Here is a 21,936-nt window from a genome sequence, read left to right as displayed (position 1 = left end):
CTTCTCGTGTGCTCGCTCACTCCCGTATCTACGTTCGACGCCCCGCTGCAGCTGATCCTTGCGCCTCTGCGGTGACGTCCACCTTCCTCCAAAGGAGGTGATCCGATGCTCTGGTACATCGGACGCCGATTACTTCAGATGATCCCCGTGTTCATCGGGGCGACATTCTTGATCTATGCCATGGTCTTCTTGCTGCCAGGAGACCCCATCGCGGCATTGGCCGGAGACAAGGCGATCAGTCCCGCCGTCGCCGACCAACTGCGCGCCCGCTACAACCTCGACCAGCCGTTCATCGTGCAGTACCTGCTGTACCTGAAGGGCATTTTCACGTTCGACTTCGGCATGTCCTTCTCGGGCCGCCCGGTCAGTGAAGTTCTCGTACAAGCGTTTCCGATCACGGCCAAGCTCGCCTCGATGGCCCTCGTGATCGAGGCCGTGTTCGGTATCGGCTTCGGTCTCATCGCGGGTCTGCGCAAGGGCAAGCTGTTCGACTCGACGGTCCTCGTCGTCAGCCTCGTCATCATCGCCGTGCCGATCTTCGTCATCGGCTTTCTCGCGCAGTTCTTCATCGGTATCAAGTGGGGTTGGGTGCCGCCGACAGTGGGAGGCAACACCAGCTTCACCAACCTGTTGCTGCCGGCATTCGTACTCGGAGCCGTCTCGTTCGCCTACGTGGTGCGGTTGACGCGCACGTCGGTGGCCGAGAATCTCAGTGCGGACTTCGTGCGGACGGCGACGGCCAAGGGGCTCTCGCGTAACCGGGTCGTCAACGTGCACGTGTTGCGTAACTCGCTGATTCCCGTCGTGACGTTCCTCGGTGCAGATCTGGCCAGCCTCATGGGCGGCGCGATCATCACCGAAGGAATTTTCAACATCAACGGAGTCGGCGGCACCATCTACCAAGCCGTCATCCGCGGTGAGGCACCGACCGTTGTGTCTTTCGTGACCGTGCTGATCGTCGTCTATCTGGTCGCCAATCTCATCGTCGACCTTCTCTATGCCGCGCTCGACCCGAGGATTCGCTATGTCTGATCCCATCACCCCGAAGAGCGTCGACGCCGATCGCGCTACTCGCCAAGCACGTTTCGTCGAGGCCGACGAGGTCATCGACGTGTCGCAGACCGACGCTGTCGTCATCGACGACGCACCCGCCAGCATCTGGTCGGATGCGTGGCGGAACCTGCGCACGCGTCCGATGTTCATCGTCTCGGCCATCATCATCCTGGCCGTCATCGTGGTCGCAGCCGTACCTGGCCTGTTCACCAGTACCGATCCGCGCTTCTGCGATCTGCAGTTCAGCATGCAGGGCCCGGGATCCGGACACTGGTTCGGTTACGACCGCCAGGGCTGCGACATCTACTCCCGGGTGCTGTTCGGTGCTCGGGCGTCCGTGCTGACCGGAGTCGGGGTCACGTTCCTCGTGCTGGTCATCGGCGTCGTGTTCGGTGCTCTGGCCGGCTTCTACGGCGGCATCGCGGACTCGTTGCTCTCACGGATCACCGACATCTTCTTCGGCGTTCCGCTGATCTTGGCGGCCATCGTCCTCATGCAGCTGTTCACCGATCGCACGATCTTCACGGTGATTCTGGTGTTGGCGTTGTTCGGCTGGCCTCAGATGGCTCGCATCACTCGCGGTGCAGTGCTGTCGGCGAAGGGCAACGACTACGTAATGGCCTCGCAGGCTTTGGGTTTGACGCGACTGCGAACTCTGATCCGGCACGTCCTGCCCAACGCGATGGCACCGATCATCGTCATCACGACGATTTCACTCGGTACGTTCATCGTGGCCGAGGCGACGCTGTCGTTCCTCGGTATCGGACTGCCTCCCACCGAGGTCTCCTGGGGCGGCGACATCAGTGCCGCCCAGGTCACCCTGCGACAGGGCTCGACCATTCTCTTCTATCCTGCTGCAGCGCTGGCAATCACGGTGCTCGGCTTCATCATGATGGGTGACGCCCTGCGCGACGCCCTCGACCCGAAGGCGAGGAAGCGATGACGGATCCAGCACGCATCGCAGTGGAGCAGCCCCTGCTCGACATCCAAGATCTCGAGGTCTCGTTCCGGTCCAACTCCGGTGCGGTCCCGGCTGTTCGCGGAGTATCGCTGACGGTCTACCCGGGGCAGACCGTTGCGATCGTGGGCGAATCCGGTTCCGGTAAGTCGACCACCGCGCACTCGATCATCAACCTGCTTCCCGGAACCGGCACGGTGACGGCGGGGCGCATCCTGTTCGAGGGCCGTGACTTGGCGCAGGCCAAGGAAAAGGACTTCGTCGACATCCGCGGCAGCCAGATCGGCCTGGTTCCTCAGGACCCGATGTCCAACTTGAACCCGGTGTGGAAGATCGGCTTCCAGATCGAGGAGGCCCTCGCTGCCAACGGCATCGCCAAGGGTAAGGCGGCGCGTGTTCGGGCAGCCGAGCTGCTCGAAGAAGCGGGCCTCAGCGATTCGGAGAAGCGGGTCAATCAGTACCCGCACGAGTTCTCGGGCGGTATGCGTCAGCGCGCGCTCATCGCGATCGGGCTTTCGGCACGTCCGAAACTACTGATTGCCGACGAGCCGACGTCCGCTCTCGACGTGACCGTGCAGCGTCAGATTCTCGATCATCTCGAAGGTTTGACGAAGGAACTCGGAACCGCGGTTCTGCTGATCACCCACGATCTGGGCCTGGCTGCCGAACGAGCCGAGCACCTCGTCGTCATGAGCAAGGGGCGGATCGTGGAATCCGGTCCGGCACTGGAGATCCTGCAGGACCCTCAGCATCCGTACACGCGCAAGCTCGTCTCCGCCGCGCCGTCTCTCGCGTCGCAGCGACTGAAGTCGTCGGTGGTGCGCAAGGACATCGTCGAGCATGCCAAGCAGGTGGCGGTCGAGGCCGTCACCGAGGAGACCGACTCGGCATTCGAGCCGGCCGCGGACACTGTGCTCGTGGTCGAGGGGCTGACCAAGGAATTCAAGCTCCGGGGCGGCAACCCGTTCAAGTCGTCCGTGTTCACGGCCGTCAAGGATGTGTCGTTCGGAGTCGCACGCGGTACCACCACTGCGATCGTCGGCGAATCGGGTTCTGGCAAGTCGACTGTGGCACAAATGGTTCTGGGACTTCTCGAGCCCACTGCGGGTTCGGTGAAGTTCGACGGGCGCGATGTGGCGGGGTTGAACAACAAGGACGCGTTCGCGTTTCGTCGTCGAGTGCAGCCGATCTTCCAGAATCCGTACGGGACGCTGGACCCGATGTATTCGATCTTCAGCACCATCGAGGAGCCTCTGCGCACCCACAAGGTGGGGTCGAAGTCCGAGCGGGAAGCCAGGGTCCGTGATCTGCTGGACAAGGTGGCACTGCCGTCGTCGGTGATGCGCAGGTTCCCCAACGAGCTGTCCGGCGGCCAGCGGCAACGTGTCGCAATCGCTCGTGCGTTGGCCCTCGAGCCCGAAATGGTCATCTGCGACGAGGCAGTGTCGGCTCTGGACGTGTTGGTGCAGGCGCAGATCCTGTCTCTGCTCAACGACCTGCAGGCCGAGCTCGGGTTGACGTACCTGTTCATCACGCACGACCTCGCGGTGGTCCGTCAGATTGCTGACGACGTGCTCGTGATGCGCAGCGGCGAGATCGTCGAGGCGGCGTCGACCGATGCCGTCTTCGACAACCCGCAGCAGGAGTACACCCAGAAGCTGCTCGCAGCAATTCCGGGTGGCTCGGTGCAGCTGGGCGCATAGCCGCGGTGGGTGAGGGGGTACCGTCGTCTGTCGTGACGGACCCCCTCGCCCCGCTGCTGGAATTGCCCGGAGTTGTCGAATCCGCCGAACGGGCACGCGATGCCCTCGGTGCCGTGCATCGGCACAAGGCCAATCGTCGTGGGTGGCCGGCGACCGCGGCCGAGGCCGCTGTTCGGGCAGCTCGTTCGTCCTCCGCGCTCGAGGGCGGTTCGATGGATTTCCCTCGCGAAGGCGAGGAGGGTGACCCGATTCTGGCGGGTGCGCTGCGAGTGGCCGCTGCTCTCGACGGTGACGCCCTGCAGAACACGTTGTCGACGTGGAAGCGCGCACCACTGCAGACGCTGGCCCGCCTACATCTGTTGGCCGCCGCGGATCTCGTCGACGACGCGTCCTCGCTCGGTCGGCCGCGCGCGGACGCGGGCATCGGCGAGCGGCTCGATCTCCTTGCACAGTTGGTGACGGGTGGAACCTCCGCGCCGGCTCCGGTGATCGCGGCAGTCGTGCACGGTGAACTGTTGACGCTGCGGCCTTTCGGAACTGCCGACGGCATCGTCGCGCGTGCTGCATCGAGGTTGGTGGCTGCATCGTCGGGATTTGATCCGCACAACCTGGGCGTGCCCGAGGTGAGCTGGATGCGTCGAGCGAACGCGTACCGGGATGGAGCCGCCGGGTTCGCCGAGGGCACGGCAACGGGCGTCGGTAGTTGGGTGATCCTCTGCCTCGGAGCATTCGAAGCTGGTGCGGCAGAAGCGACTTCGATTGCAGAAGCTGCACAGTAGGAGTTGTGCACACGTAAAAGGGCGGCGATGCCGACTTGCGTCGACGTCGCCGCCCGTTAGCACGGAGCGCCTGGTTACCAAGCGTGCACAGGTGGGCTGTGATGGACTACCACGTGGCCTCGGCGAGAACTCGACGGTGATGAGGTCATCCCTGCAACCGGTGCAGGGTTCTTGCTGATCACCCACGAATATCGCAGGCCCACAACGCTTCTGCCATTAGGTGGCAAGCTCCGCGTGGGTGCCGGTGTCCGTGCTGGGAATCGCGGTCGGGAGAAGCGAACCTTCTCTTCCGGTTCGTTCTTGGCCTTCCGTTCTTCCGTACGTCATTTGTACCCCGTGACGCCGCTCACATCAAGGGTTTGGGCTCATCGTTTTCTGCGGAGTAGTCCGTAGGTGATCGCGCCGGCCGCTATTGCGCTGAAACCTGCTGCAGCACTGGCTACTACGGTCTTCCCGGACGGATTCGGAATGCGGGAGCGCAGCGAAACGGGGTTCGAGAATGTCAGAATCGGCCAGCCGAGGGACGAGGCCTCTTTGCGGAGCGCGCGGTCTGGATTGACGGCGGTGGGGTGCCCGACCGCCCGCAGCATCGGCACGTCGGTGATCGAATCCGAGTAGGCGTAGCTCTTGGCCAGGTCGTAATCATGTTGTGCCGCCAGGGACTTCATGGCGTCGACCTTGCCTTCGCCGTAGCAGTAGAAGTCGACCTCGCCGATGTACTTGCCGTCGACAGTCACCATCGTCGTGGCCATGCTGTGGTCGGCACCCAGCAGTTCGGCGATGGGGTGCACGATCTCGTCACCCGACGCCGAGACGACCACCACGTCGTGTCCGCGGAGTTTGTGGTCCGCGATCAGATCGGCCGCTTCGGCGAAGACGAGGGGATCGACGATGTCGTGCAGGGTTTCGGCCACCACTGCTCGCACCTGTTCGACGTCCCACCCGGCGGTCATGCCGGCGATGTGCGCGCGCATGCGTTCCATCTGGTCGTGATCGGCACCGGAGAGCAGGAACAGGAACTGCGCATAGCTGCTCTTGAGTACCGCTCGCCGGTTGATCAGACCTTGGTCGAAGAACGGCTTGCTGAAGGCCAGAGTGCTGGACTTCGCGATGATCGTTTTGTCGAGGTCGAAGAAGGCGGCGACGCGCGCTGCGCGTCGGCCGGCGGGGGCGTCGTCGGTGTCTGCGCTGAGGGTCACGATTGTCACCATAGTGGCCGGTGGTGACCGGTGGATGTCGCGCAACTTCTCTTCTCGACTCGCTCCGAACATGTCCACAAATTGAGACGGTTGAACTTGCAAACAAGGACGTCCACGGGTGTAGTATTTTCCACGAGCCCGGTTCATTCCGGGCGGTGTTCAGCCCGACCCCCCGGGGCTGAACCAGACGACCCTCGCCTCCTCCCCCCCTGGCGAGGGTCGTCCTCTTTTTCGGGGTAGGCCGAAAACTGGTACCGCGGTACCGGTATTCATCCACAGGGGCCGATCTATCCACATTTCCCCAAGTCGCGCGCCGCGCGAGCGGATTCTCGCGCACGCTTGGGTCCATGAAAACGGATCCGATTTCACGGCGGACGAATGCGAACGCGTCGATGTCGATCGACCATCACGGACTGCGTCAGGACGTGTATCGAATCGCCGCAGCCGCGGATTGTGTTGTGGAAGAGCAGAACTTACTGGTCGGTATCGGATCGGCGCGCCCGATTTGGGAATTCCAAGGAATTATTTTGATCGATTTTTCTTCTGCCGAGTCGGCGCTCGCAGGCGGATTTCCGCGGCGGCCCGGCGTCGTTCTTGTCACGGCCGCCTCGCCGACACTCGACGATTGGCGGACGGCCACAGCGCTCGGTGCCGAACACGTCGTCTCGTTACCCTCGGACGAGGACACGCTCGTTCGCATCCTCGGTGAACCCGTCGCCACATCGCCGGGCGGCGGTGGCGTCATCGTGGTCGTCGGTGCCCGCGGAGGTGCGGGTGCCTCCACGTTTGCGGCGGCGCTGGGCCTGTGCAGCAGTCGCACGGGGCAACGCACACTCATGGTCGAAGCCGACCGGTACGGCAGCGGCCTCGATCTGCTGCTCGGCTGGGAGAACGCCCCAGGTTTGCGATGGTCCGGCCTCGTCGTCGAGGGCGGGCGAGTATCCGGCGACGCACTCCACGGCGCGCTGCCATCGAAGAACGGATTGTCGGTGCTGGCACTCGGGCGAACCGACGACCGGCGAACCGGACTCTCGGCCGTTTCCGCGGCGGCTGTGCTCGACGCAGGGCGCGCTGGAGGCGATCTCGTGGTGTGCGACGCCCCGCGCCACTCCGATGACCTCTCGGACGCCCTGTACGCCGCGGCCGACCTCGTCGTACTGGTGCTGCCTGCGGAATTGCGGGCCGTGACGTCGGCAGAAGCAGTAGCGGACGAGATCTCGAGTCGAAATGCGAACGTCGGATTGGTCGTTCGTGGCCCCGCCCCCGGGGGACTGCGGGCCGCGGACATCGCGGCCGCCCTCGACCTGTCGCTGCTGACGTCGATGCGGGCCGAGCCGGGATTGGCCGAGCGTCTCGAGCGGGGCGGACTTGCTCTCGGCCGCCGGTCACCGCTCGCGGCGGCGGCAACCGTGGTACTGGATACGTTCGCGCACAAGCCCGGTGGTCAGCGGTGGGCCGCATGAGCGCAGTCGTCACCGCCGATCTGCTCGACCGCGTACGAGATCGGCTGGCTGCCTCGGCGCAGTCTCCAATGCCGGCGACCGTTGCCGCGGCCATCCGCACCGAGGCCGGGGGAGTCATCGGTGACACCGATATGCTTGCGGCACTGCGTATTCTGCAGACCGAGCTCACCGGAGCAGGACCGTTGGAGCCGCTCCTGTCCGAGCCAGGGGTGACCGATGTCCTGGTCACGGCGCCGGATCAGGTGTGGATCGATCGCGGTAGAGGCCTGGAACGCACCGGAGTCCAGTTCGCCGACGAAGCCGCGGTCAGGCGGCTGGCGCAACGGCTCGCTCTCTCGGCCGGTCGGCGATTGGACGATGCGCAGCCGTGGGTCGACGGCCGATTACCCGGCGTCGGACAGGGAGCGTTCGGGGTCCGTCTGCACGCGGTGCTGGCACCGGTGGCGAGCGGTGGAACCTGCCTGTCGTTGCGAGTGCTCCGCCCTGCTACCCAGGGGCTCGCCGCGCTCCGGGCGTCCGGTGCGGTGACCGAGGAGGGCTACGATCTGCTCGCGCGGATTGTGCTCGCGCGCTTGGCGTTTCTGGTCGTCGGAGGTACCGGCGCTGGAAAGACCACGCTTCTGGCTGCTCTGCTGGGCGAGGTCGACCCGGCCGAACGAATCGTCTGCGTGGAGGACGCGGCCGAGTTGGCACCGGCGCATCCTCATGTGGTGCGCCTGGTGGCCCGTGCTCCGAACGTCGAAGGTGTGGGCGAGGTGTCGGTTCGGCAATTGGTTCGCCAGGCACTGCGGATGCGACCCGATCGGCTCGTCGTCGGTGAGGTGCGCGGGGCCGAGGTGATCGACCTGATGACGGCGCTCAACACCGGGCACGACGGCGGCGCCGGAACCATCCATGCCAATTCGCCCTCGGAAGTTCCCGCTCGCCTCGAAGCTCTTGCCGCACTGGGCGGAATGGGTCGCGACGCCCTGCACAGTCAACTTGCGGCGGCCGTGCAGGTCGTCCTGCACGTCCACCGGAGCGCCGACGGCACGCGCAGATTGCGGGAGATCGGACTGGTGGAGGTGGATTCGACGGGTCGTGTTCATATCGTGCCGGCATGGTCCGCTGATTCCGACGCCGTGCCCGGGCAGCGCGGGCTGCACGAACTGCTCGCTCGGCGCTGTGGCGAGATGCGATGACGGCTGCACTGTGTGTCCTGGCCGCTGCATTTACGCTGTGGCCCAGCCGCTCTCGCCGACTACCGCGCCGCGGTCGAGTTGCCGTCGGCGTTCCTGGGTGGGCGCTCCCTGTCGCTGTTGCCGCGGCGTCGGCCGTGGGCATGTTCTGGATCGGCGGTCCGTGGGGCGCGGCGGCTCTGTTCGTGGCGGGCGGTACCGGATGGCACCGACATCGCCGTCGCACCGTGCGCGCCCGTCGTACGGCCGAATTGGATTGGTTGGCAACCGGAGTCGAAGTGGTCATCGGTGAACTGCGGGTCGGTGCGCACCCGGCGACGGCCGGCGAAGTGGCTGCGGACGAGTGCGGCGGGATCGCCTCGGAGGCGCTGCGCGGTGCTGCGTCCAGATCGCGAATCGGTGGACGCGCTGCCGACGGGATAGCCGCGTCGGATCCACTGTTGAACCCCGAACTGGACCGCTTGGCCGCGGCATGGCGGGTGGCCGACGAACACGGCCTCGCACTCGCCGAGTTGCTCGACGCCGTGCGCGAGGATCTGCTCGGACGTCGGCGATTCCGGGAACGAACCGAGGCGTCGCTCGCAGGGGCCCGCGCTACTGCATTGGTGTTGGCTGGACTGCCCGTTCTTGGGGTCGCGCTCGGACAACTGATGGGGGCCGATCCGCTGCGCATACTGCTGGGCGGCGGGCTGGGCGGAATCCTGCTCCTCATCGGAACCGCTCTCGGTTGCGCAGGTCTGCTGTGGACCGATGCGATCACCGGCAAGGTGACGACATGACGTGGGCGATCACGCTCTGTCTGGCAACGGCTTTGGTCGTCGTCCCCGCTGCCCGTGGCGGTTTGGCGCGAGTAGAGGTTTCAGGGCTTTCGACGACAGAAGCCGTCGACGACTCCGGACCCGATCCGCTCGCCGTGGCGACGACGTTCGACCTTCTCGCTGCGTGTCTGCGTTCCGGACTCCCGATCTCGACTGCCGCGGCGGCCGCAGCCCATTCCGCTCCGCCCGCATTCGGTGTCGCACTGCGCAAAGCCGCCGATCTGCTCGAGCTGGGGGCCGATGCAGCGACGGCGTGGGATGCAGTGGCAAAGGATCCGAAGACCGAGGCGCTGGCACGGATGGCGCGACGATCCGCTCGGGCCGGGTCGTCCATGGCGTCGGCGATGACGGAACTGGCTGCCACCCAACGAACTCGGGCCGAGGATGCGTCGGCGGCTGCGGCCGAACGGGCCGGTGTGCTGATAAGCGGACCGCTGGGCCTGTGCTTTCTGCCGGCTTTCATCTGCCTGGGCATCGTGCCCGTGGTGATCGGCCTTGCGGGCAATGTGCTGGCCGGCGGCGTGCTGTGACCGCCGAACTACGAATCGTCCGGTGCGGATACGCCGCGCCGGAATACTGGGAGGGGAAGCGTCATGATGCGGAATGCACTGCAGGAGATCAAGACTCGAGTCGCATTGTTCGGTGTGGAGGACGACGGTATGTCGACCGCGGAGTACGCGATCGGCACCATCGCGGCCGCGGCATTCGGCGCGGTGCTCTACACGGTGGTGACGGGGGACAGCATTGTGACCGCGCTGACGGGGATCATCGATCGAGCGCTCAACACAGCCGTCTGATTCCGGGCGGTGAGGACGGGGCTGTGACGGTGGAGGCGGCGATTGCCGTCGCGTCCATCGTCGCAGTGATCGTGGTGTGCATCGGTGCGATCGTGTCGGTGACGATGCACATCGGCTGTGTCGATGCTGCGCGGGAGGCGGCTCGGTTGGCGGCGAGAGGTGATGCGACCCGGGCGGTGTCGGTGGGGGAGCGGGTTGCGCCGGAGGGTGCTCGGATCACGGTGCGCGAAGACGGTGAATTCTTCGTCGCGCGGGTGGAGGTGGAGAGTCCGCTCCCGGGACTGACGTTGTCGGCGGAGGCCGTTGCTGCTGCGGAACCGGTTGCAGCGGAATGAGGCTCGCATTCCGAAAGGCGCTGCGCGATGACGAGGGCGGGGCGACGGTCTTGGCGGCACTGGCGATGTCGGCGTTGATCGCCGTCGTGGTGATGGTGATGCACGTCGGGTCGGCGGTGGGCGCTCGTCATCAGGCGCAGTCGGCTGCTGATCTCGCTGCATTGGCCGGTGCGGGGGCCCTCGATCGCGGGGTGGCCGATGCGTGTGAGACGGCGAGGGGATTGGCGATGCGAATGGGAACGGAGTTGCGGGAGTGCACGATCGACGATTGGGACGTGATCGTGACGGTGGGTCAGTCGGTGTTCCTCGGACGCTTCGGAATGTCCGACGCCACCGCGACGGCGCGGGCGGGGCCGGAGTGAGTCCGGGCCCCTGCCCGCCGGCCGCCCGAATCCGCAAACGCGCGCGCGTTTGTCAGGTGCGAGCGGAATCGCCCCGTTCGAGCCGGCGAATTCGCGCGCGTTCAGCGAATGCGCGCGCGTTTGCGGTGAAACCCGGCCTCGACCCCCGCCCGAGGACCCGAACCCGTGGCCGAGAGTCTTGCCACGGCCTCGGCGGGTCGGGATGTCCGCAGCGGTCAGCGCGGCGTGAATGCGGCGGTACCGGACTGCAGAGGGGCCAACCGAGTGAGTTGCGTGACGTGTTCCGGGGTCAGTTCCGCGAGTGAATTGACCTGCAGCAGTTGCATGGTGCGGATGATCTCCTCCCTCAGAATTTCGATCATGCGGTCGACGCCCGCGCGGCCACCGGCCATCAGGCCGTACAGATACGCGCGGCCGACGAGCGTGAACGATGCTCCCATTGCGATGGAGGCGACGATGTCGGCACCGTGCATGATGCCGGTGTCGACGGCTACTTCGAAGTCGGAGCCGACTTCACGGACGACCTGCGGCAGCAGGTGGAAGGGAACGGGAGCCCGATCGAGTTGTCGGCCTCCGTGATTGGACAGAACGATGCCGTCCACACCCAGTTCGGCCAGGCGCGCCGAATCCGCCACCGACTGAACACCTTTGACGACCAACTTGCCGGGCCAGATCTCACGGATGACGTCGAGATCCTCGAACGAGATGGAGGGATCCATCGCTGAATCGACCAGCTCTCCGACCGTGCCGCCGGTAGAGGTCAGCGACGCGAACTCCAGCTTGGGCGTGGTGAGGAAGTCCCACCACCACCATGGACGCGGAATGGCGTTGGCGATGGTCGACGCGGTCAACTGCGGCGGAATGGAGAACCCGTTGCGTTTGTCTCGCAGGCGAGCCCCGGCGACCGGTGTGTCGACCGTGAACAGGAGGGTGTCGAAGCCAGCTTTCGCGGCGCGTTCGACCAGACCGAACGAGATGTCGCGGTTACGCATGACGTAGAGCTGGAACCAGTTTCGGCCGTTCGGGTTGGTGGCCTTCACGTCCTCGATCGACGTGGTGCCCAGCGTCGAGAGGGAGAATGGAATTCCAGCAGCGCCGGCGGCGGCAGAACCGGCGTACTCACCCTCGGTCTGCATCAGGCGCGTGAAGCCCGTCGGGGCGATACCGAACGGAAGCGCGGACGGTCCGCCGAACACCGTCGTCGAGGTGTCGACGTGGGAGACGTCTCGCAGGATCGAGGGGTGGAATTCGACGTCACGGAAGGCCTGCCGGGCTCGGGAGAGTGAGATCTCGGCGTCGGCCGCGCCGTCGGTGTAATCGAATGCCGCGCGCGGGGTACGGCGACGGGCGATGGTGCGGAGATCGTCGATGGTCAGTGCCGCGCTGAGGCGTCGTCGGCGCAGGTTCAGATCGGGCTTCTTGAACGAGAGCACCTCGCGCAAGTCGGTGGCTTTCGGTATCTGCCGGGCAATGGGCATGCGTCGTCTCGATTCTGTGGGCTGATCCTCTCCCCACCACACCACCCGAGGTGTCGGCAGCAACGAGCAGGGTGGCGCACCAGTTCGATCCAAGCCTTGAACGCGCGCGCGTTTGCGAAAAATGACTGGCAATCCCCGCGAAACCCTGGCAATTTTGCGCGCGCATGGCAAGTGCGCGCGCGTTTGCGGCGAACCCCACAATTGGTACCCAGCCACCAGGTTCCTGACTGCGAGATGGGCCGGCTCATCCCTCGCGAGTGACGGCCGCCAACACTGCGGTCAGCACTCGAACGGCACCCTCTTTGTCGAGGGGGTCGTTACCGTTTCCGCATTTCGGGGATTGCACGCAGGACGGGCAACCGGTCTGACACTCGCAGGAGACGATCGCGTCCTTGGTGGCGGCGAGCCAGTCGGCGATGGCCACGTGTCCGCGGTCTGCGAAGCCTGCTCCGCCGTCGTATCCGTCGTAAACGAAGACGGTCGGGAGCCCGGTGTCGGGGTGTAATGCCGTCGACACTCCACCGATGTCCCATCGATCGCAGGTCGCGACCAACGGCAGCAAGCCGATGGCGGCGTGCTCGGCCGCGTGCAGCGATCCGGGGAATCGCTCGAACGGAACACCGCTGTGCTCCAACAAATCCGGGGTGATGGTGTACATGATGGCGCGGGTGTCGAGGGTCTGCGCCGGCATGTCGAGTTCGATGGAATCGAGGACCTCGCCCGAGGGGAGGCGTCGAAGATATCCCACCACCTGATGGGTGACGTTCACCTGCACCAGCGCGACGCGGACCTCGCCGTAGTCGACGGATTCGTGCACCGCCGTGATGGCGATGTCGGTGATCTCGCGGGCCGAGGTGTTCCACTCGGGTTGTTCGGCGTGCACCAGCGCGAGGCCGGCCTCGAGATCGAGCTCGTCGACCACGAAGGATTCGCCTTGATGAATGTGCACCGCACCGGGATGTGCTGTGGCAGGCGCACGTCCGCCGTCGACGGTGCCGAGCATGCGGCCGGACTCGCCGTCGACGATGGCGACCTGCACGCCCGTGCCGCCGCGAATGTTGACCGCACCGTGCGGAGACAGCTGCTGCCCCTCGGGGGTGATGAACCACCCGTGAGGACGCTTACGCACGTAGCCCTTCAGCTCGAGCTCTTCGAGTACCGATTCCGCGCTCAACGCCTCGGCCTCGGCTAGGGTGATCGGTAGTTCGACTGCAGCGCAAAGTAATTGGGGAGCAAGAATATACGGATTGGTCGGGTCGGTGACGGTTGCCTCGACCGGCTTGTCCAGCAGGGCCGCCGGGTGATGCACCAAGTAGGTATCCAACGGATCGTCGCGCGCGACGAGTACCAGCAGTGAGCCCTCCCCGCGTCGTCCGGCACGCCCACCCTGCTGCCAGAACGAGGCGACGGTACCGGGGAAACCGGCGACGATCACCGCGTCCAAACCGGCGATGTCGACGCCGAGTTCGAGGGCGTTGGTGGTGGCCACTCCCAGCAGAGTTCCGTCGGAGAGGTCCCGTTCGAGCTTTCGCCGATCCTCGGCCAAATAGCCTGCGCGATAAGCGGCGACGCGTCGGACCAACTGCGGATCGACGTCGGCGAGAATTCTCTGGGTCCCCAACGCGGTGACTTCGGCACCGCGCCTGGACCGTACGAACGCAAGTGTCCGCGCACCCTCGATCAACAGATCCGCCATGATGCGCGACGCCTCGGCCCCCGCCGATTTGCGTACCGGCGCACCGTTCTCGCCGGTGATTTCTCTGAGCAGCGGCGGTTCCCAGAGTGCGACGGTACGCGCTCCGTGGGGCGAGCCGTCCTCGGTGATCTCCTCGCAGGGCGCTCCGATGAGTCGGCTGGCAGCGCGTCCCGGCTCCGAGGTGGTGGCACTGGCGAGAACGAACACCGGAGACGCTCCGTAGCGCGCGCAGAGGCGTCGCAACCGACGGAGTACCAGGGCGACGTTGGAGCCGAAAACACCTCGGTAGTAATGGCATTCGTCGACCACCACGTAGCGAAGGTTGCGCAGGAAACGCGACCATCGTTCGTGCGCGCCGAGGATGCCCAGGTGCAACATGTCGGGATTGGTGAAGATCCAGCGCGCATTGGTTCTGGCCCACTGCCGAATCTCGATCGGGGTATCGCCGTCGTACGAGCTGGGAAACACCTCGGCGAGATCGTCTGACAGCGAACGTAACTCGTCGGTGATCGAGATGGTGGTGCGTAACTGATCGGCTCCGAGGGCCTTGGTCGGTGCGAGATACAGTGCCGTCGCCCGCGCGTCGGCGGCCAGCGTCGTCAGAATGGGCAGCTGATAGGCCAACGATTTGCCCGAAGCCGTACTCGTCGAGAGCACCACATGGCTGCCCTCGGCGGCGAGCGTCGCGGCCCGGGCCTGATGCGTCCACGGTTGTGCGATGCCCCGAGAGGTGATCACCTGCACCACTTCCGGGCCGACCCACGACGGCCATGGTGCAAAGTTGGACGATCGAGCCGGCATCTCGGCGACGTGCGTGACGGGGCCGTCGTCGGCGGGGGTACCGGCCAACACTCGATCCAGCAGCCGCTGCCCGTAACTCCGGACATCCGCACCGTCGTGCGGATGCTTCTCGCTCACTGCCGCTCTCCATGCATTCGTTCGATCTACTGGCCAGCCCGTTCGGGCTTGCTGGGTCGTTCCGCAGGCTCCACTCCTGGGCTTGCCGGGTCGTTCCGCAGGCTCCACTCCTGCCTAGGCGCGACCTGTGGTCCTCATGCTATCGCGGACCCGAAACGAGCGGCTCGAGCCCTGGTGAGAGCCGCATTCCACCCGTCCGGCGTTGTGTGTTGTTACAAGACGGGCAATTTGTTCGAAAAGGGGCGGTTTTCGACTGTTGCGAACGCGGAGTTCATGGTTCACTTGACGCGGTCGCAGCTTCTGTGTTCGTTCTACGCTTCGCAGGATCTTATGTTGCGGGCGCGGTACTGGGAGAGCTCGTCCATCAGGGGGAATCCTGAGGGGGATTCGTACAAGTGCAGCGGTCGGAACCGGCCCGATGGATCGAAAGTGCGCTCCATCGAATCCGGTGTTAGAAAGAGAAGGAAAAGCATGGCACAGGGAACTGTGAAGTGGTTCAACGCCGAAAAGGGCTTTGGATTCATCGCACCAGAAGACGGCTCCGCTGACGTTTTCGTTCACTACTCCGAGATCCAGGGCAGCGGCTTCCGCACCCTCGAGGAGAACCAGCGCGTCGAGTTCGAGGTCGGCCAGGGCACCAAGGGTCCTCAGGCAACGGGCGTTCGCGCAGTCTGATTCTTTTCTCTTCGGAGACGAGAACCTTCATCCCCCTTTCTCGATCGGCCGTGAAAAGCCGTTCGAGAAAGGGGGATGTTTCGTTCGTGGCGAACCACCAGGAAGAGTCGAAAGCAGTGTCTGCCGGTGTCGATGTCCTAATGTCCATGCTGTGAACCAGCTGTCCTTCTTCTCTGCCGAGTCGTTGCCGCCCGCGGTGACCGATCTCAGCGGACTGCTGGCTGCCACCGGCCATGTCGTCACGTCCTCGGGAGCGGCGCGTATCTCCGTCGTCGTCGACGCGCAGTGGCGGGCCGATGCCATTGCCGAGTTGATCGAACAATGTGGTTTGTCGGCAGAGCTGGGACGGTCCGAAGAAGACCGTCCTCTCGTCCGCACCGCGTCGGTTCCGGAACTGTCCGCGTTGGCGTCGTTGTGGACCAAGGGCGCGGTGAAGGCCGTGCCTCCCGGGTGGGTGCCCGGTTCTCGGGAGTTGCGGGCATGGGTGCTCGCGTCGGGGCGTCCCGAGGCGGAGGGGGAACGCTACGTACTCGGCCTCGATCCGCACGCGCCGGAGACTCATGCGGTCCTCGCTCAATCGTTGATGCGCGCGGGCATCGCGCCGACTCTGATCGGCACCCGCGGGTCCAATCCTGGCCTTCGAATCACCGGCCGACGTCGGCTGTTGCGCCTCACCGAGAACGTCGGCGAGGCTCCTGCGAATGTGGACGCACGTACCAATTGGCCCCACGCTGAGTAGGAAGATGAATGACTGATCTGCGAGTATTTGCTCGACGTATGTCAGTCTGTTAGGAGTGGGGCAGGCAAATCTGCTTGTGAAAACGCACTAGGGAAGGTTCGGCAGCAAGGTGGCAGCACGTAACAACGGCTCGGGGGACAGCTCCGCCGAGCCGCGTCGTCTGGTCATCGTCGAGTCTCCGACCAAGGCCAAAAAGATCGCTCCCTACCTCGGGAGCAACTATGTCGTCGAGGCCTCGGTCGGCCATATCCGCGACCTTCCTCGTGGTGCTGCCGACGTGCCCGCCAAATACAAGGGCGAGCCGTGGGCACGTCTGGGCGTGGACGTCGACCACGACTTCGAGGCCCTCTACGTCGTCTCGCCCGAGAAGAAGGGCAAGGTCGCAGAGCTCAAAAGCCTGCTCAAGGACGCCGACGAGCTGTATCTCGCCACTGACCCCGACCGCGAGGGCGAGGCCATCGCCTGGCATCTCCTCGAGACCCTGAACCCCAAAGTCCCGGTTCGACGCATGGTCTTCCACGAGATCACCAAGCCGGCGATCCTCGCGGCCGCCGCCGATACTCGCGACCTCGACCAAGACCTCGTCGACGCACAGGAAACCCGCCGCATCCTCGACCGTCTCTACGGCTACGAGGTCAGCCCGGTGCTGTGGAAGAAGGTCATGCCGAAGCTGTCGGCAGGCCGTGTGCAGTCCGTGGCCACCCGCATCATCGTCCAGCGTGAGCGCGAGCGGATGGCGTTCCGTAGCGCCGAGTACTGGGATATTTCTGCCACCCTCGACGCCGGGGCCGAGGCGAGCCCGCGCAGTTTCGGAGCTCGGCTGGTCAACGTCGACGGCAATCGCGTCGCCGCCGGCCGCGACTTCGGTCCCGACGGCAAGCTCAAGACCGAGTCGGTCACCGTTCTCGACGAACCGCATGCCCGACGCCTCGCCGACGCTCTCGAAGGCGTCGACCTCACCGTCGCGTCCGCCGAGGACAAGCCGTACACGCGCAAGCCGTACCCGCCGTTCATGACGTCGACGCTGCAGCAGGAGGCCGGCCGCAAGCTGCGGTTCAGTTCCGAGCGGACCATGCGCGTCGCGCAGCGTCTGTACGAGAACGGCTACATCACCTACATGCGTACCGACTCGACGTCGCTGTCCGCGTCTGCGGTCTCCGCGGCACGGGCGCAGGCGACCGAGCTGTACGGCCCGGAGTACGTGCACCCCACTCCGCGGCAGTACACCCGCAAGGTCAAGAACGCGCAGGAGGCGCACGAGGCCATCCGCCCCTCGGGTGACGTGTTCCAGACTCCCGGTCAGCTGCATTCGGCTCTACAGACCGACGAGTTCCGGCTCTACGAGCTGATCTGGCAGCGCACGGTGGCGTCGCAGATGGCAGATCTGCGCGGCACCACGCTGACCCTGCGCATCACCGGAACCGCCGGTACCGGCGAGGAGTGCACGTTCTCCGCGTCGGGTCGGACCATCACGTTCGCGGGCTTCCTCAAGGCCTACGTCGAGAGCGTCGACGACGAGGCAGGCGGTCAGACCGACGACGCCGAGTCGCGTCTGCCCGCGTTGAAGGCCGGCCAGGCGGTGACGGCCACCAAGCTCGATCCCGACGGTCACACCACCAACCCGCCGGCTCGATTCACCGAGGCGTCGCTGATCAAGACGCTCGAAGAGTTGGGAATCGGTCGGCCGTCGACGTATTCGTCGATCATCAAGACGATCCTCGACCGCGGTTACGTCTACAAGCGTGGCAGCGCTCTCGTGCCGTCGTGGGTGGCGTTCTCGGTGATTGCGTTGTTGGAAGCGCACTTCGGACGTCTGGTGGACTTCGACTTCACCGCCGGCATGGAAGACGATCTCGACGCGATCGCGGGAGGTCGTGAGCGGCGCGGAGATTGGCTGCAGAGCTTCTACTTCGGCGGCGAGACCGGTGCCGAGGGTTCGGTGGCGCGCTCGGGTGGCCTGAAGAAGATGGTGGGCCAGAACCTCGAAGACATCGATGCGCGCACCATCAACTCGATTCGTCTGTTCGACGACTCCGAGGGGCGCGAAATCCATGTGCGCGTGGGCCGTTACGGTCCGTACCTCGAGCGCATGGTCAAGAACGACGACGATCCGGACGGCGATCCGATCAGCCAGCGCGCCAACCTGCCCGACGACTTGCCGCCGGACGAGCTGACGATCGATTTCGCCGAAAAGCTGTTCGCCACACCACAAGAGGGCCGCAAGCTCGGTGTGGATCCGCTGACCGGTCACGACATCGTGGCGAAGGAAGGCCGTTTCGGGCCCTACGTCACCGAGATCCTGCCCGAGCCGGAACCTGAACCCACGCCCCCCGAGCCCGACATCGTCCCGGTGCCGTCCGGCAACGACGGTGATGGCGGCGGTGGCGTCAAGACTGCGGTGAAGAAGGCCGCGGCCAAGAAGGCCCCGGCCAAGAAGGCTGCAGCGAAGAAGGCCACCGGCCCCAAGCCGCGGACCGGTTCGTTGCTCAAGTCGATGGATCTGGCGACGATCACGCTCGAGGACGCGCTCAAGCTGCTGTCGTTGCCACGCGTCGTCGGTGTCGATCCCGAGTCCAAGGAAGAGATCACCGCGCAGAACGGCCGCTACGGCCCGTATCTGAAGAAGGGCACCGACTCTCGCTCGCTCGCCGACGAGGATCAGATGTTCACGGTCAGTCTCGAAGAGGCTCTGAAGATTTACGCCGAGCCCAAGCGTCGGGGCCGTCAGGGCGAGGCCAAGCCGCCGCTGCGGGAACTGGGCGTCGACCCGATCAGTGAGAAGCCGATGGTGATCAAGGACGGTCGATTCGGGCCGTACGTCACCGACGGCGAGACCAACGCAAGTCTGCGCAAGGACGACGAGGTCGAGACGATCACCGACGATCGCGCGTCGGAGTTGTTGGCGGACAGGCGTGCTCGTGGCCCGGTGAAGAAGAAGGCTCCGGCGAAGAAGGCCGCTGCGAAGAAGGCTCCGGCCAAGAAGGCTGCTGCGAAGAAGGCTCCGGCCAAGAAGGCTGCAGCCAAGAAGACCGCCACGAAGACGACGGCGGCCAAGACGACGACGAAGAAGGCTGCTGCCAAGAAGGCACCGGCGAAGAAGACCGACGGCGAGTAGCTCGCGAACTCGAAGTTGTGGATGGAATCGGCAGCGATCACGTCCACAGCTTCGAGTTCGGCACTGTCCGGGAACAGTGCGCCGGGACTAGTCGGTCCCAACCGTTAGGGTTGCCAGCATGGCGGGTGTGTTCGATCGTTTGGTCGGTCAGGAAGATGTCGAGGCCGATCTGACGGCTGCAGCAGTGGCTGCTCGTACGGGCGTCGACTCGTCGGCGATGACGCATTCGTGGCTCTTCACCGGCCCTCCCGGGTCCGGGCGTTCCATCGCCGCCCTGTGCTTCGCTGCGGCGTTGCAGTGCACCACCGAGGGCACTCCGGGGTGCGGACACTGTCAGGCGTGCTCGACGACGATGGCAGGCACTCACGGCGATGTGCGACGCGTCATCCCGGAGGGTCTGAGCATCAGCACCAAGGAGATGCGAGACATCGTCTCGGTCGCGTCGCGTCGGCCGAGCACCGGTCTGTGGCAGGTGGTCGTCGTCGAGGATGCCGATCGACTCACCGAGGGTGCCGGAAACGTACTGCTCAAGGTCGTCGAGGAGCCGCCCGCTCGGACGGTGTTCCTGTTGTGCGCTCCGTCGGTCGATCCGCAGGACATCTCGGTGACGCTGCGCTCGCGCTGCCGGCACGTCTCGTTGGTGACGCCCACCGTGCCGGCCATCGCGCAGGTGCTGCAGACCCGCGACAAGCTCGACGCCGAGACGGCGGAATGGGCCGCGTCGATCAGCGGCGGCCATGTGGGCAGAGCACGCCGACTCGCGACCGACGAGGACGCGCGGGCGCGACGCAAGCGGGCACTTGCCCTGGCGTCGGCTGCTGCTCGCCCCAATCAGGCGTACCTCGCAGCCGAGGAACTGGTGAAGGCCGCCGAGGACGAGGCCAAGGAAATGAGTGCCACTCGTGACGAGGCCGAGACCGAGGAGTTGCGCACGGCCCTCGGAGCCGGAGGCACAGGTAAGGGCGCTGCCGGAGCATTGCGCGGCTCGGCGGGCGTGCTCAAGGACCTGGAGAAGCGGCAGAAGTCTCGCGCCACCAGAACCGGCCGCGACTCGCTGGATCGGGCGTTGATGGACCTGGTGGGCCTGTACCGCGACGCGCTCGCACGTTCGTACGGCTCGACCGCGACGGCCACGCACCCCGACATGGCCGAGCAGGTCGAGCGAATGGCGAAAGCCGTGCCGCCCGAGGCTCTGCTGAAAAGCATCGAGGCGATCCTCGAATGCCGAGAGTCGTTGGCTGTCAACGCAAAACCCAAATTTGCGATCTATGCGATGGTCGCGACGCTCGGCGACGTGCTGCGTTAGTCCATCGCTTTTTTCCGCGCCCGCGAAGCGCGAAGATTGGCGACATTGCCGCACGTCTTCACGTCGTGCCAGACGCCGCTGTTGTTGCGGGAGCGGTCGTAGAAGGCAGATCCACATGCCTCGTTCTTGCATCGCTTGAGTCGACGCCACGTGTCCGCTTGTTGGGCGAGAAGCACTTCGGACCACATTTTCGACGCGATGTAGTCGGCCCCGGTGCCGGTCGGCATCAGTCGTACGGTGCCGTCGCCGCCCGGTAGAAGTTCCGCTCGGACGGCCGGACGCGTGGGCAGGTCGCCGGCAATTGCCGCTTCGACATCCGAGCGCAGAGCCCGCAGCGTGGCCGCATCGTCGTCCGACAGCGCGGTCTCCCACACGAGCGATGCTGCCTTCCCGTCCGCTAGGAGGTCGGGGAGGCCGTACGCGTCGATGGCTCGCGTGTTGAGCAGATTCTGAACCACCTGCAGTCCGTCGGGTGCCGGTGCGAGGTGAAAGCGCTCCGTCGGCGACTGTGACATAAGTGAACAGTATTTGACTATGTCGAACTGGTCAATTACTACTGACAGAGTCAAAAGCATTTAACCTCTGTCGTTAGGGTGAGTTCGATGGTGTCTGTTTCGGGAGCAACGGTATTGGTGACCGGCGGTCAGCGCGGTCTGGGCAAGGCGACAGTCGACGCATTGCTCGAGCGTGGGGCAACGAAGGTGTACGCGACTGCGAGGAGCCCGCGAGAGGACTCGGATCCTCGGGTGGTTCCCGTTGCTCTCGATGTCACCGACGCGGATTCCGTTGCCGCACTTGCCGATATCGCGTCCGATGTGTCGATCGTCTTCAACAACGCCGGCGCTCCCGGAACGACACCGTTGCTGACGACGTCGATCGACGACATTCGCGCGGTGTTCGAGACCAATGTCTTCGGCGCGCTGCGAATCGCACAAGAGTTCGCTCCGATACTGAAGGCAAACGGCGGCGGGGCGTTGATCGACATTCACTCGGTGCTGTCGTGGCTCGGCGGTGCAGGTGCCTACGGGGCATCGAAGGCGGCGATTTGGTCGGCCACCAACTCGCTCCGGCTCGAGCTCGCACCGCAGGGAACCCTCGTTGTGGGGGTGCATCTCGGGTACACCGACACCGACATGATCGCCGAACTCGACGTCCCGAAGAACGACCCGCGCGACGTGGTGCGCCAGGTACTCGACGCCCTGGAGGCGGGGGAGACCGAAGTGCTCGCCGACGACCTGACCAGGCACGTCAAGACGATCCTCAGCGGGCCTGCGGAAGGACTCGGCCTCGCGGGCTGACCGCCAGGGAGGGCGATTTTCGTTTCGACCCGATGCTCCGTTAGACTCACCAACGCCGAAAGGCAC

20 protein-coding genes are annotated in these 21,936 nt (G+C 65.2%); 16 read left to right on the top strand and 4 right to left on the bottom strand.

Features of this window, described 5'->3' with window-relative positions; all coding sequences use genetic code 11:
* Positions 1 to 105 precede the first annotated feature (105 nt).
* From K414_RS0102420 to K414_RS0102405, 4 genes are read left to right on the top strand one after another with little or no spacing between them, the layout of a single operon-like run.
* Complete coding sequence (locus K414_RS0102420; protein ID WP_027494483.1) at positions 106 to 1,032, top strand: ABC transporter permease; 927 nt, start codon at positions 106 to 108, stop codon at positions 1,030 to 1,032.
* Positions 1,025 to 1,996, top strand: a complete 972-nt coding sequence (locus K414_RS0102415; RefSeq protein WP_027494482.1) for an ABC transporter permease — start codon at positions 1,025 to 1,027, stop codon at positions 1,994 to 1,996. The genes K414_RS0102420 and K414_RS0102415 overlap by 8 nt, the downstream gene beginning before the upstream one ends.
* Positions 1,993 to 3,714 (top strand): ABC transporter ATP-binding protein, encoded by a 1,722-nt coding sequence (locus K414_RS0102410; protein ID WP_027494481.1) that lies wholly within the window; start codon positions 1,993 to 1,995, stop codon positions 3,712 to 3,714. Before K414_RS0102415 ends, K414_RS0102410 begins: the two co-directional genes overlap by 4 nt.
* 32 nt (positions 3,715 to 3,746) lie before the next feature.
* On the top strand, positions 3,747 to 4,493 hold the full coding sequence (locus K414_RS0102405; RefSeq protein WP_027494480.1) for a hypothetical protein: 747 nt from the start codon (positions 3,747 to 3,749) through the stop codon (positions 4,491 to 4,493).
* A 365-nt stretch (positions 4,494 to 4,858) separates the two neighbouring features.
* Here K414_RS0102405 and K414_RS0102400 read toward each other — a convergent pair whose 3' ends face one another.
* A complete protein-coding gene (locus tag K414_RS0102400) occupies positions 4,859 to 5,692 on the bottom strand; it encodes an HAD-IB family hydrolase (RefSeq protein ID WP_027494479.1) in 834 nt (277 codons plus the stop codon).
* A 347-nt stretch (positions 5,693 to 6,039) separates the two neighbouring features.
* On the opposite strand from K414_RS0102400, the gene ssd reads away from it, so the two are divergent.
* The 7 genes from ssd (at position 6,040) to K414_RS0102365 (ending at position 10,645) form a co-directional block, all read left to right on the top strand.
* A complete protein-coding gene (gene ssd, locus K414_RS0102395) occupies positions 6,040 to 7,155 on the top strand; it encodes a septum site-determining protein Ssd (RefSeq protein WP_081701518.1) in 1,116 nt (371 codons plus the stop codon).
* A complete protein-coding gene (locus tag K414_RS0102390; protein WP_202595040.1) occupies positions 7,152 to 8,336 on the top strand; it encodes a TadA family conjugal transfer-associated ATPase in 1,185 nt (394 codons plus the stop codon). The genes ssd and K414_RS0102390 overlap by 4 nt, the downstream gene beginning before the upstream one ends.
* Positions 8,333 to 9,112, top strand: coding sequence for a type II secretion system F family protein (locus K414_RS0102385; RefSeq protein WP_027494476.1), 780 nt, complete (start codon positions 8,333 to 8,335; stop codon positions 9,110 to 9,112). The genes K414_RS0102390 and K414_RS0102385 overlap by 4 nt, the downstream gene beginning before the upstream one ends.
* Positions 9,109 to 9,681 (top strand): type II secretion system F family protein, encoded by a 573-nt coding sequence (locus K414_RS0102380; RefSeq protein ID WP_027494475.1) that lies wholly within the window; start codon positions 9,109 to 9,111, stop codon positions 9,679 to 9,681. Before K414_RS0102385 ends, K414_RS0102380 begins: the two co-directional genes overlap by 4 nt.
* Positions 9,682 to 9,747: 66 nt before the next feature.
* Entirely contained in the window at positions 9,748 to 9,948 is a 201-nt protein-coding gene (locus K414_RS0102375; protein ID WP_037219658.1) for a DUF4244 domain-containing protein, read from the top strand.
* 23 nt (positions 9,949 to 9,971) lie between these two features.
* Positions 9,972 to 10,283, top strand: a complete 312-nt coding sequence (locus tag K414_RS0102370; RefSeq protein ID WP_032392769.1) for a TadE family type IV pilus minor pilin — start codon at positions 9,972 to 9,974, stop codon at positions 10,281 to 10,283.
* Positions 10,280 to 10,645 carry an Rv3654c family TadE-like protein gene (locus tag K414_RS0102365; RefSeq protein WP_027494473.1) on the top strand — a complete coding sequence of 122 codons (366 nt, stop codon included), beginning with the start codon at positions 10,280 to 10,282 and terminating at the stop codon, positions 10,643 to 10,645. The genes K414_RS0102370 and K414_RS0102365 overlap by 4 nt, the downstream gene beginning before the upstream one ends.
* A gap of 215 nt (positions 10,646 to 10,860) precedes the next feature.
* On the opposite strand, the gene K414_RS0102360 is transcribed toward K414_RS0102365, so the two are convergent.
* Positions 10,861 to 12,123 (bottom strand): alpha-hydroxy acid oxidase, encoded by a 1,263-nt coding sequence (locus K414_RS0102360; protein WP_037218820.1) that lies wholly within the window; start codon positions 12,121 to 12,123, stop codon positions 10,861 to 10,863.
* 244 nt (positions 12,124 to 12,367) lie between these two features.
* The gene (locus K414_RS0102355) at positions 12,368 to 14,737 is read right to left on the bottom strand and encodes a DEAD/DEAH box helicase (RefSeq protein ID WP_051364900.1); all 2,370 of its coding nucleotides are present in this window, start codon (positions 14,735 to 14,737) and stop codon (positions 12,368 to 12,370) included.
* 471 nt (positions 14,738 to 15,208) lie between these two features.
* On the opposite strand from K414_RS0102355, the gene K414_RS0102350 reads away from it, so the two are divergent.
* From K414_RS0102350 to K414_RS0102335, 4 genes are all read left to right on the top strand, one after another.
* Positions 15,209 to 15,412, top strand: coding sequence for a cold-shock protein (locus K414_RS0102350; protein WP_005248460.1), 204 nt, complete (start codon positions 15,209 to 15,211; stop codon positions 15,410 to 15,412).
* A 151-nt stretch (positions 15,413 to 15,563) separates the two neighbouring features.
* Positions 15,564 to 16,151 (top strand): hypothetical protein, encoded by a 588-nt coding sequence (locus K414_RS0102345; RefSeq protein WP_027494470.1) that lies wholly within the window; start codon positions 15,564 to 15,566, stop codon positions 16,149 to 16,151.
* A 109-nt stretch (positions 16,152 to 16,260) separates the two neighbouring features.
* A complete protein-coding gene (gene topA / locus K414_RS0102340; protein ID WP_027494469.1) occupies positions 16,261 to 19,266 on the top strand; it encodes a type I DNA topoisomerase in 3,006 nt (1,001 codons plus the stop codon).
* A gap of 118 nt (positions 19,267 to 19,384) precedes the next feature.
* Entirely contained in the window at positions 19,385 to 20,572 is a 1,188-nt protein-coding gene (locus tag K414_RS0102335; RefSeq protein ID WP_027494468.1) for a DNA polymerase III subunit delta', read from the top strand.
* Here the strand turns inward: K414_RS0102335 and K414_RS0102330 are convergent.
* Complete coding sequence (locus tag K414_RS0102330) at positions 20,569 to 21,087, bottom strand: CGNR zinc finger domain-containing protein (RefSeq protein WP_032369317.1); 519 nt, start codon at positions 21,085 to 21,087, stop codon at positions 20,569 to 20,571. The two genes, K414_RS0102335 and K414_RS0102330, sit on opposite strands and share 4 nt — an antisense overlap.
* Positions 21,088 to 21,174: 87 nt before the next feature.
* On the opposite strand from K414_RS0102330, the gene K414_RS0102325 reads away from it, so the two are divergent.
* A complete protein-coding gene (locus K414_RS0102325) occupies positions 21,175 to 21,870 on the top strand; it encodes an SDR family oxidoreductase (protein WP_027494466.1) in 696 nt (231 codons plus the stop codon).
* Positions 21,871 to 21,936 lie beyond the last annotated feature (66 nt).

The organism is Rhodococcus sp. JG-3, from assembly GCF_000482405.1.
In the GTDB taxonomy this organism is placed as follows: domain Bacteria; phylum Actinomycetota; class Actinomycetes; order Mycobacteriales; family Mycobacteriaceae; genus Rhodococcoides; species Rhodococcoides fascians.
Note: the sequence above shows the minus strand (reverse complement) of the source record. Positions and strands in the feature narration are given on the sequence as shown.

What these genes read in the sequence shown, in the direction of transcription:
- K414_RS0102420 (WP_027494483.1), top strand. Translation starts at nt 106, where the DNA reads ATGCTCTGGTACATCGGACGCCGATTACTTCAGATGATCCCCGTGTTC.
- K414_RS0102415 (WP_027494482.1), top strand. Translation starts at nt 1,025, where the DNA reads ATGTCTGATCCCATCACCCCGAAGAGCGTCGACGCCGATCGCGCTACT.
- K414_RS0102410 (WP_027494481.1), top strand. Translation starts at nt 1,993, where the DNA reads ATGACGGATCCAGCACGCATCGCAGTGGAGCAGCCCCTGCTCGACATC.
- ssd (WP_081701518.1), top strand. Translation starts at nt 6,040, where the DNA reads ATGAAAACGGATCCGATTTCACGGCGGACGAATGCGAACGCGTCGATG.
- K414_RS0102390 (WP_202595040.1), top strand. Translation starts at nt 7,152, where the DNA reads ATGAGCGCAGTCGTCACCGCCGATCTGCTCGACCGCGTACGAGATCGG.
- K414_RS0102385 (WP_027494476.1), top strand. Translation starts at nt 8,333, where the DNA reads ATGACGGCTGCACTGTGTGTCCTGGCCGCTGCATTTACGCTGTGGCCC.
- K414_RS0102380 (WP_027494475.1), top strand. Translation starts at nt 9,109, where the DNA reads ATGACGTGGGCGATCACGCTCTGTCTGGCAACGGCTTTGGTCGTCGTC.
- K414_RS0102375 (WP_037219658.1), top strand. Translation starts at nt 9,748, where the DNA reads ATGCGGAATGCACTGCAGGAGATCAAGACTCGAGTCGCATTGTTCGGT.
- K414_RS0102365 (WP_027494473.1), top strand. Translation starts at nt 10,280, where the DNA reads ATGAGGCTCGCATTCCGAAAGGCGCTGCGCGATGACGAGGGCGGGGCG.
- K414_RS0102360 (WP_037218820.1), bottom strand. Translation starts at nt 12,123, where the DNA reads ATGCCCATTGCCCGGCAGATACCGAAAGCCACCGACTTGCGCGAGGTG.
- K414_RS0102350 (WP_005248460.1), top strand. Translation starts at nt 15,209, where the DNA reads ATGGCACAGGGAACTGTGAAGTGGTTCAACGCCGAAAAGGGCTTTGGA.
- K414_RS0102335 (WP_027494468.1), top strand. Translation starts at nt 19,385, where the DNA reads ATGGCGGGTGTGTTCGATCGTTTGGTCGGTCAGGAAGATGTCGAGGCC.
- K414_RS0102330 (WP_032369317.1), bottom strand. Translation starts at nt 21,087, where the DNA reads ATGTCACAGTCGCCGACGGAGCGCTTTCACCTCGCACCGGCACCCGAC.
- K414_RS0102325 (WP_027494466.1), top strand. Translation starts at nt 21,175, where the DNA reads ATGGTGTCTGTTTCGGGAGCAACGGTATTGGTGACCGGCGGTCAGCGC.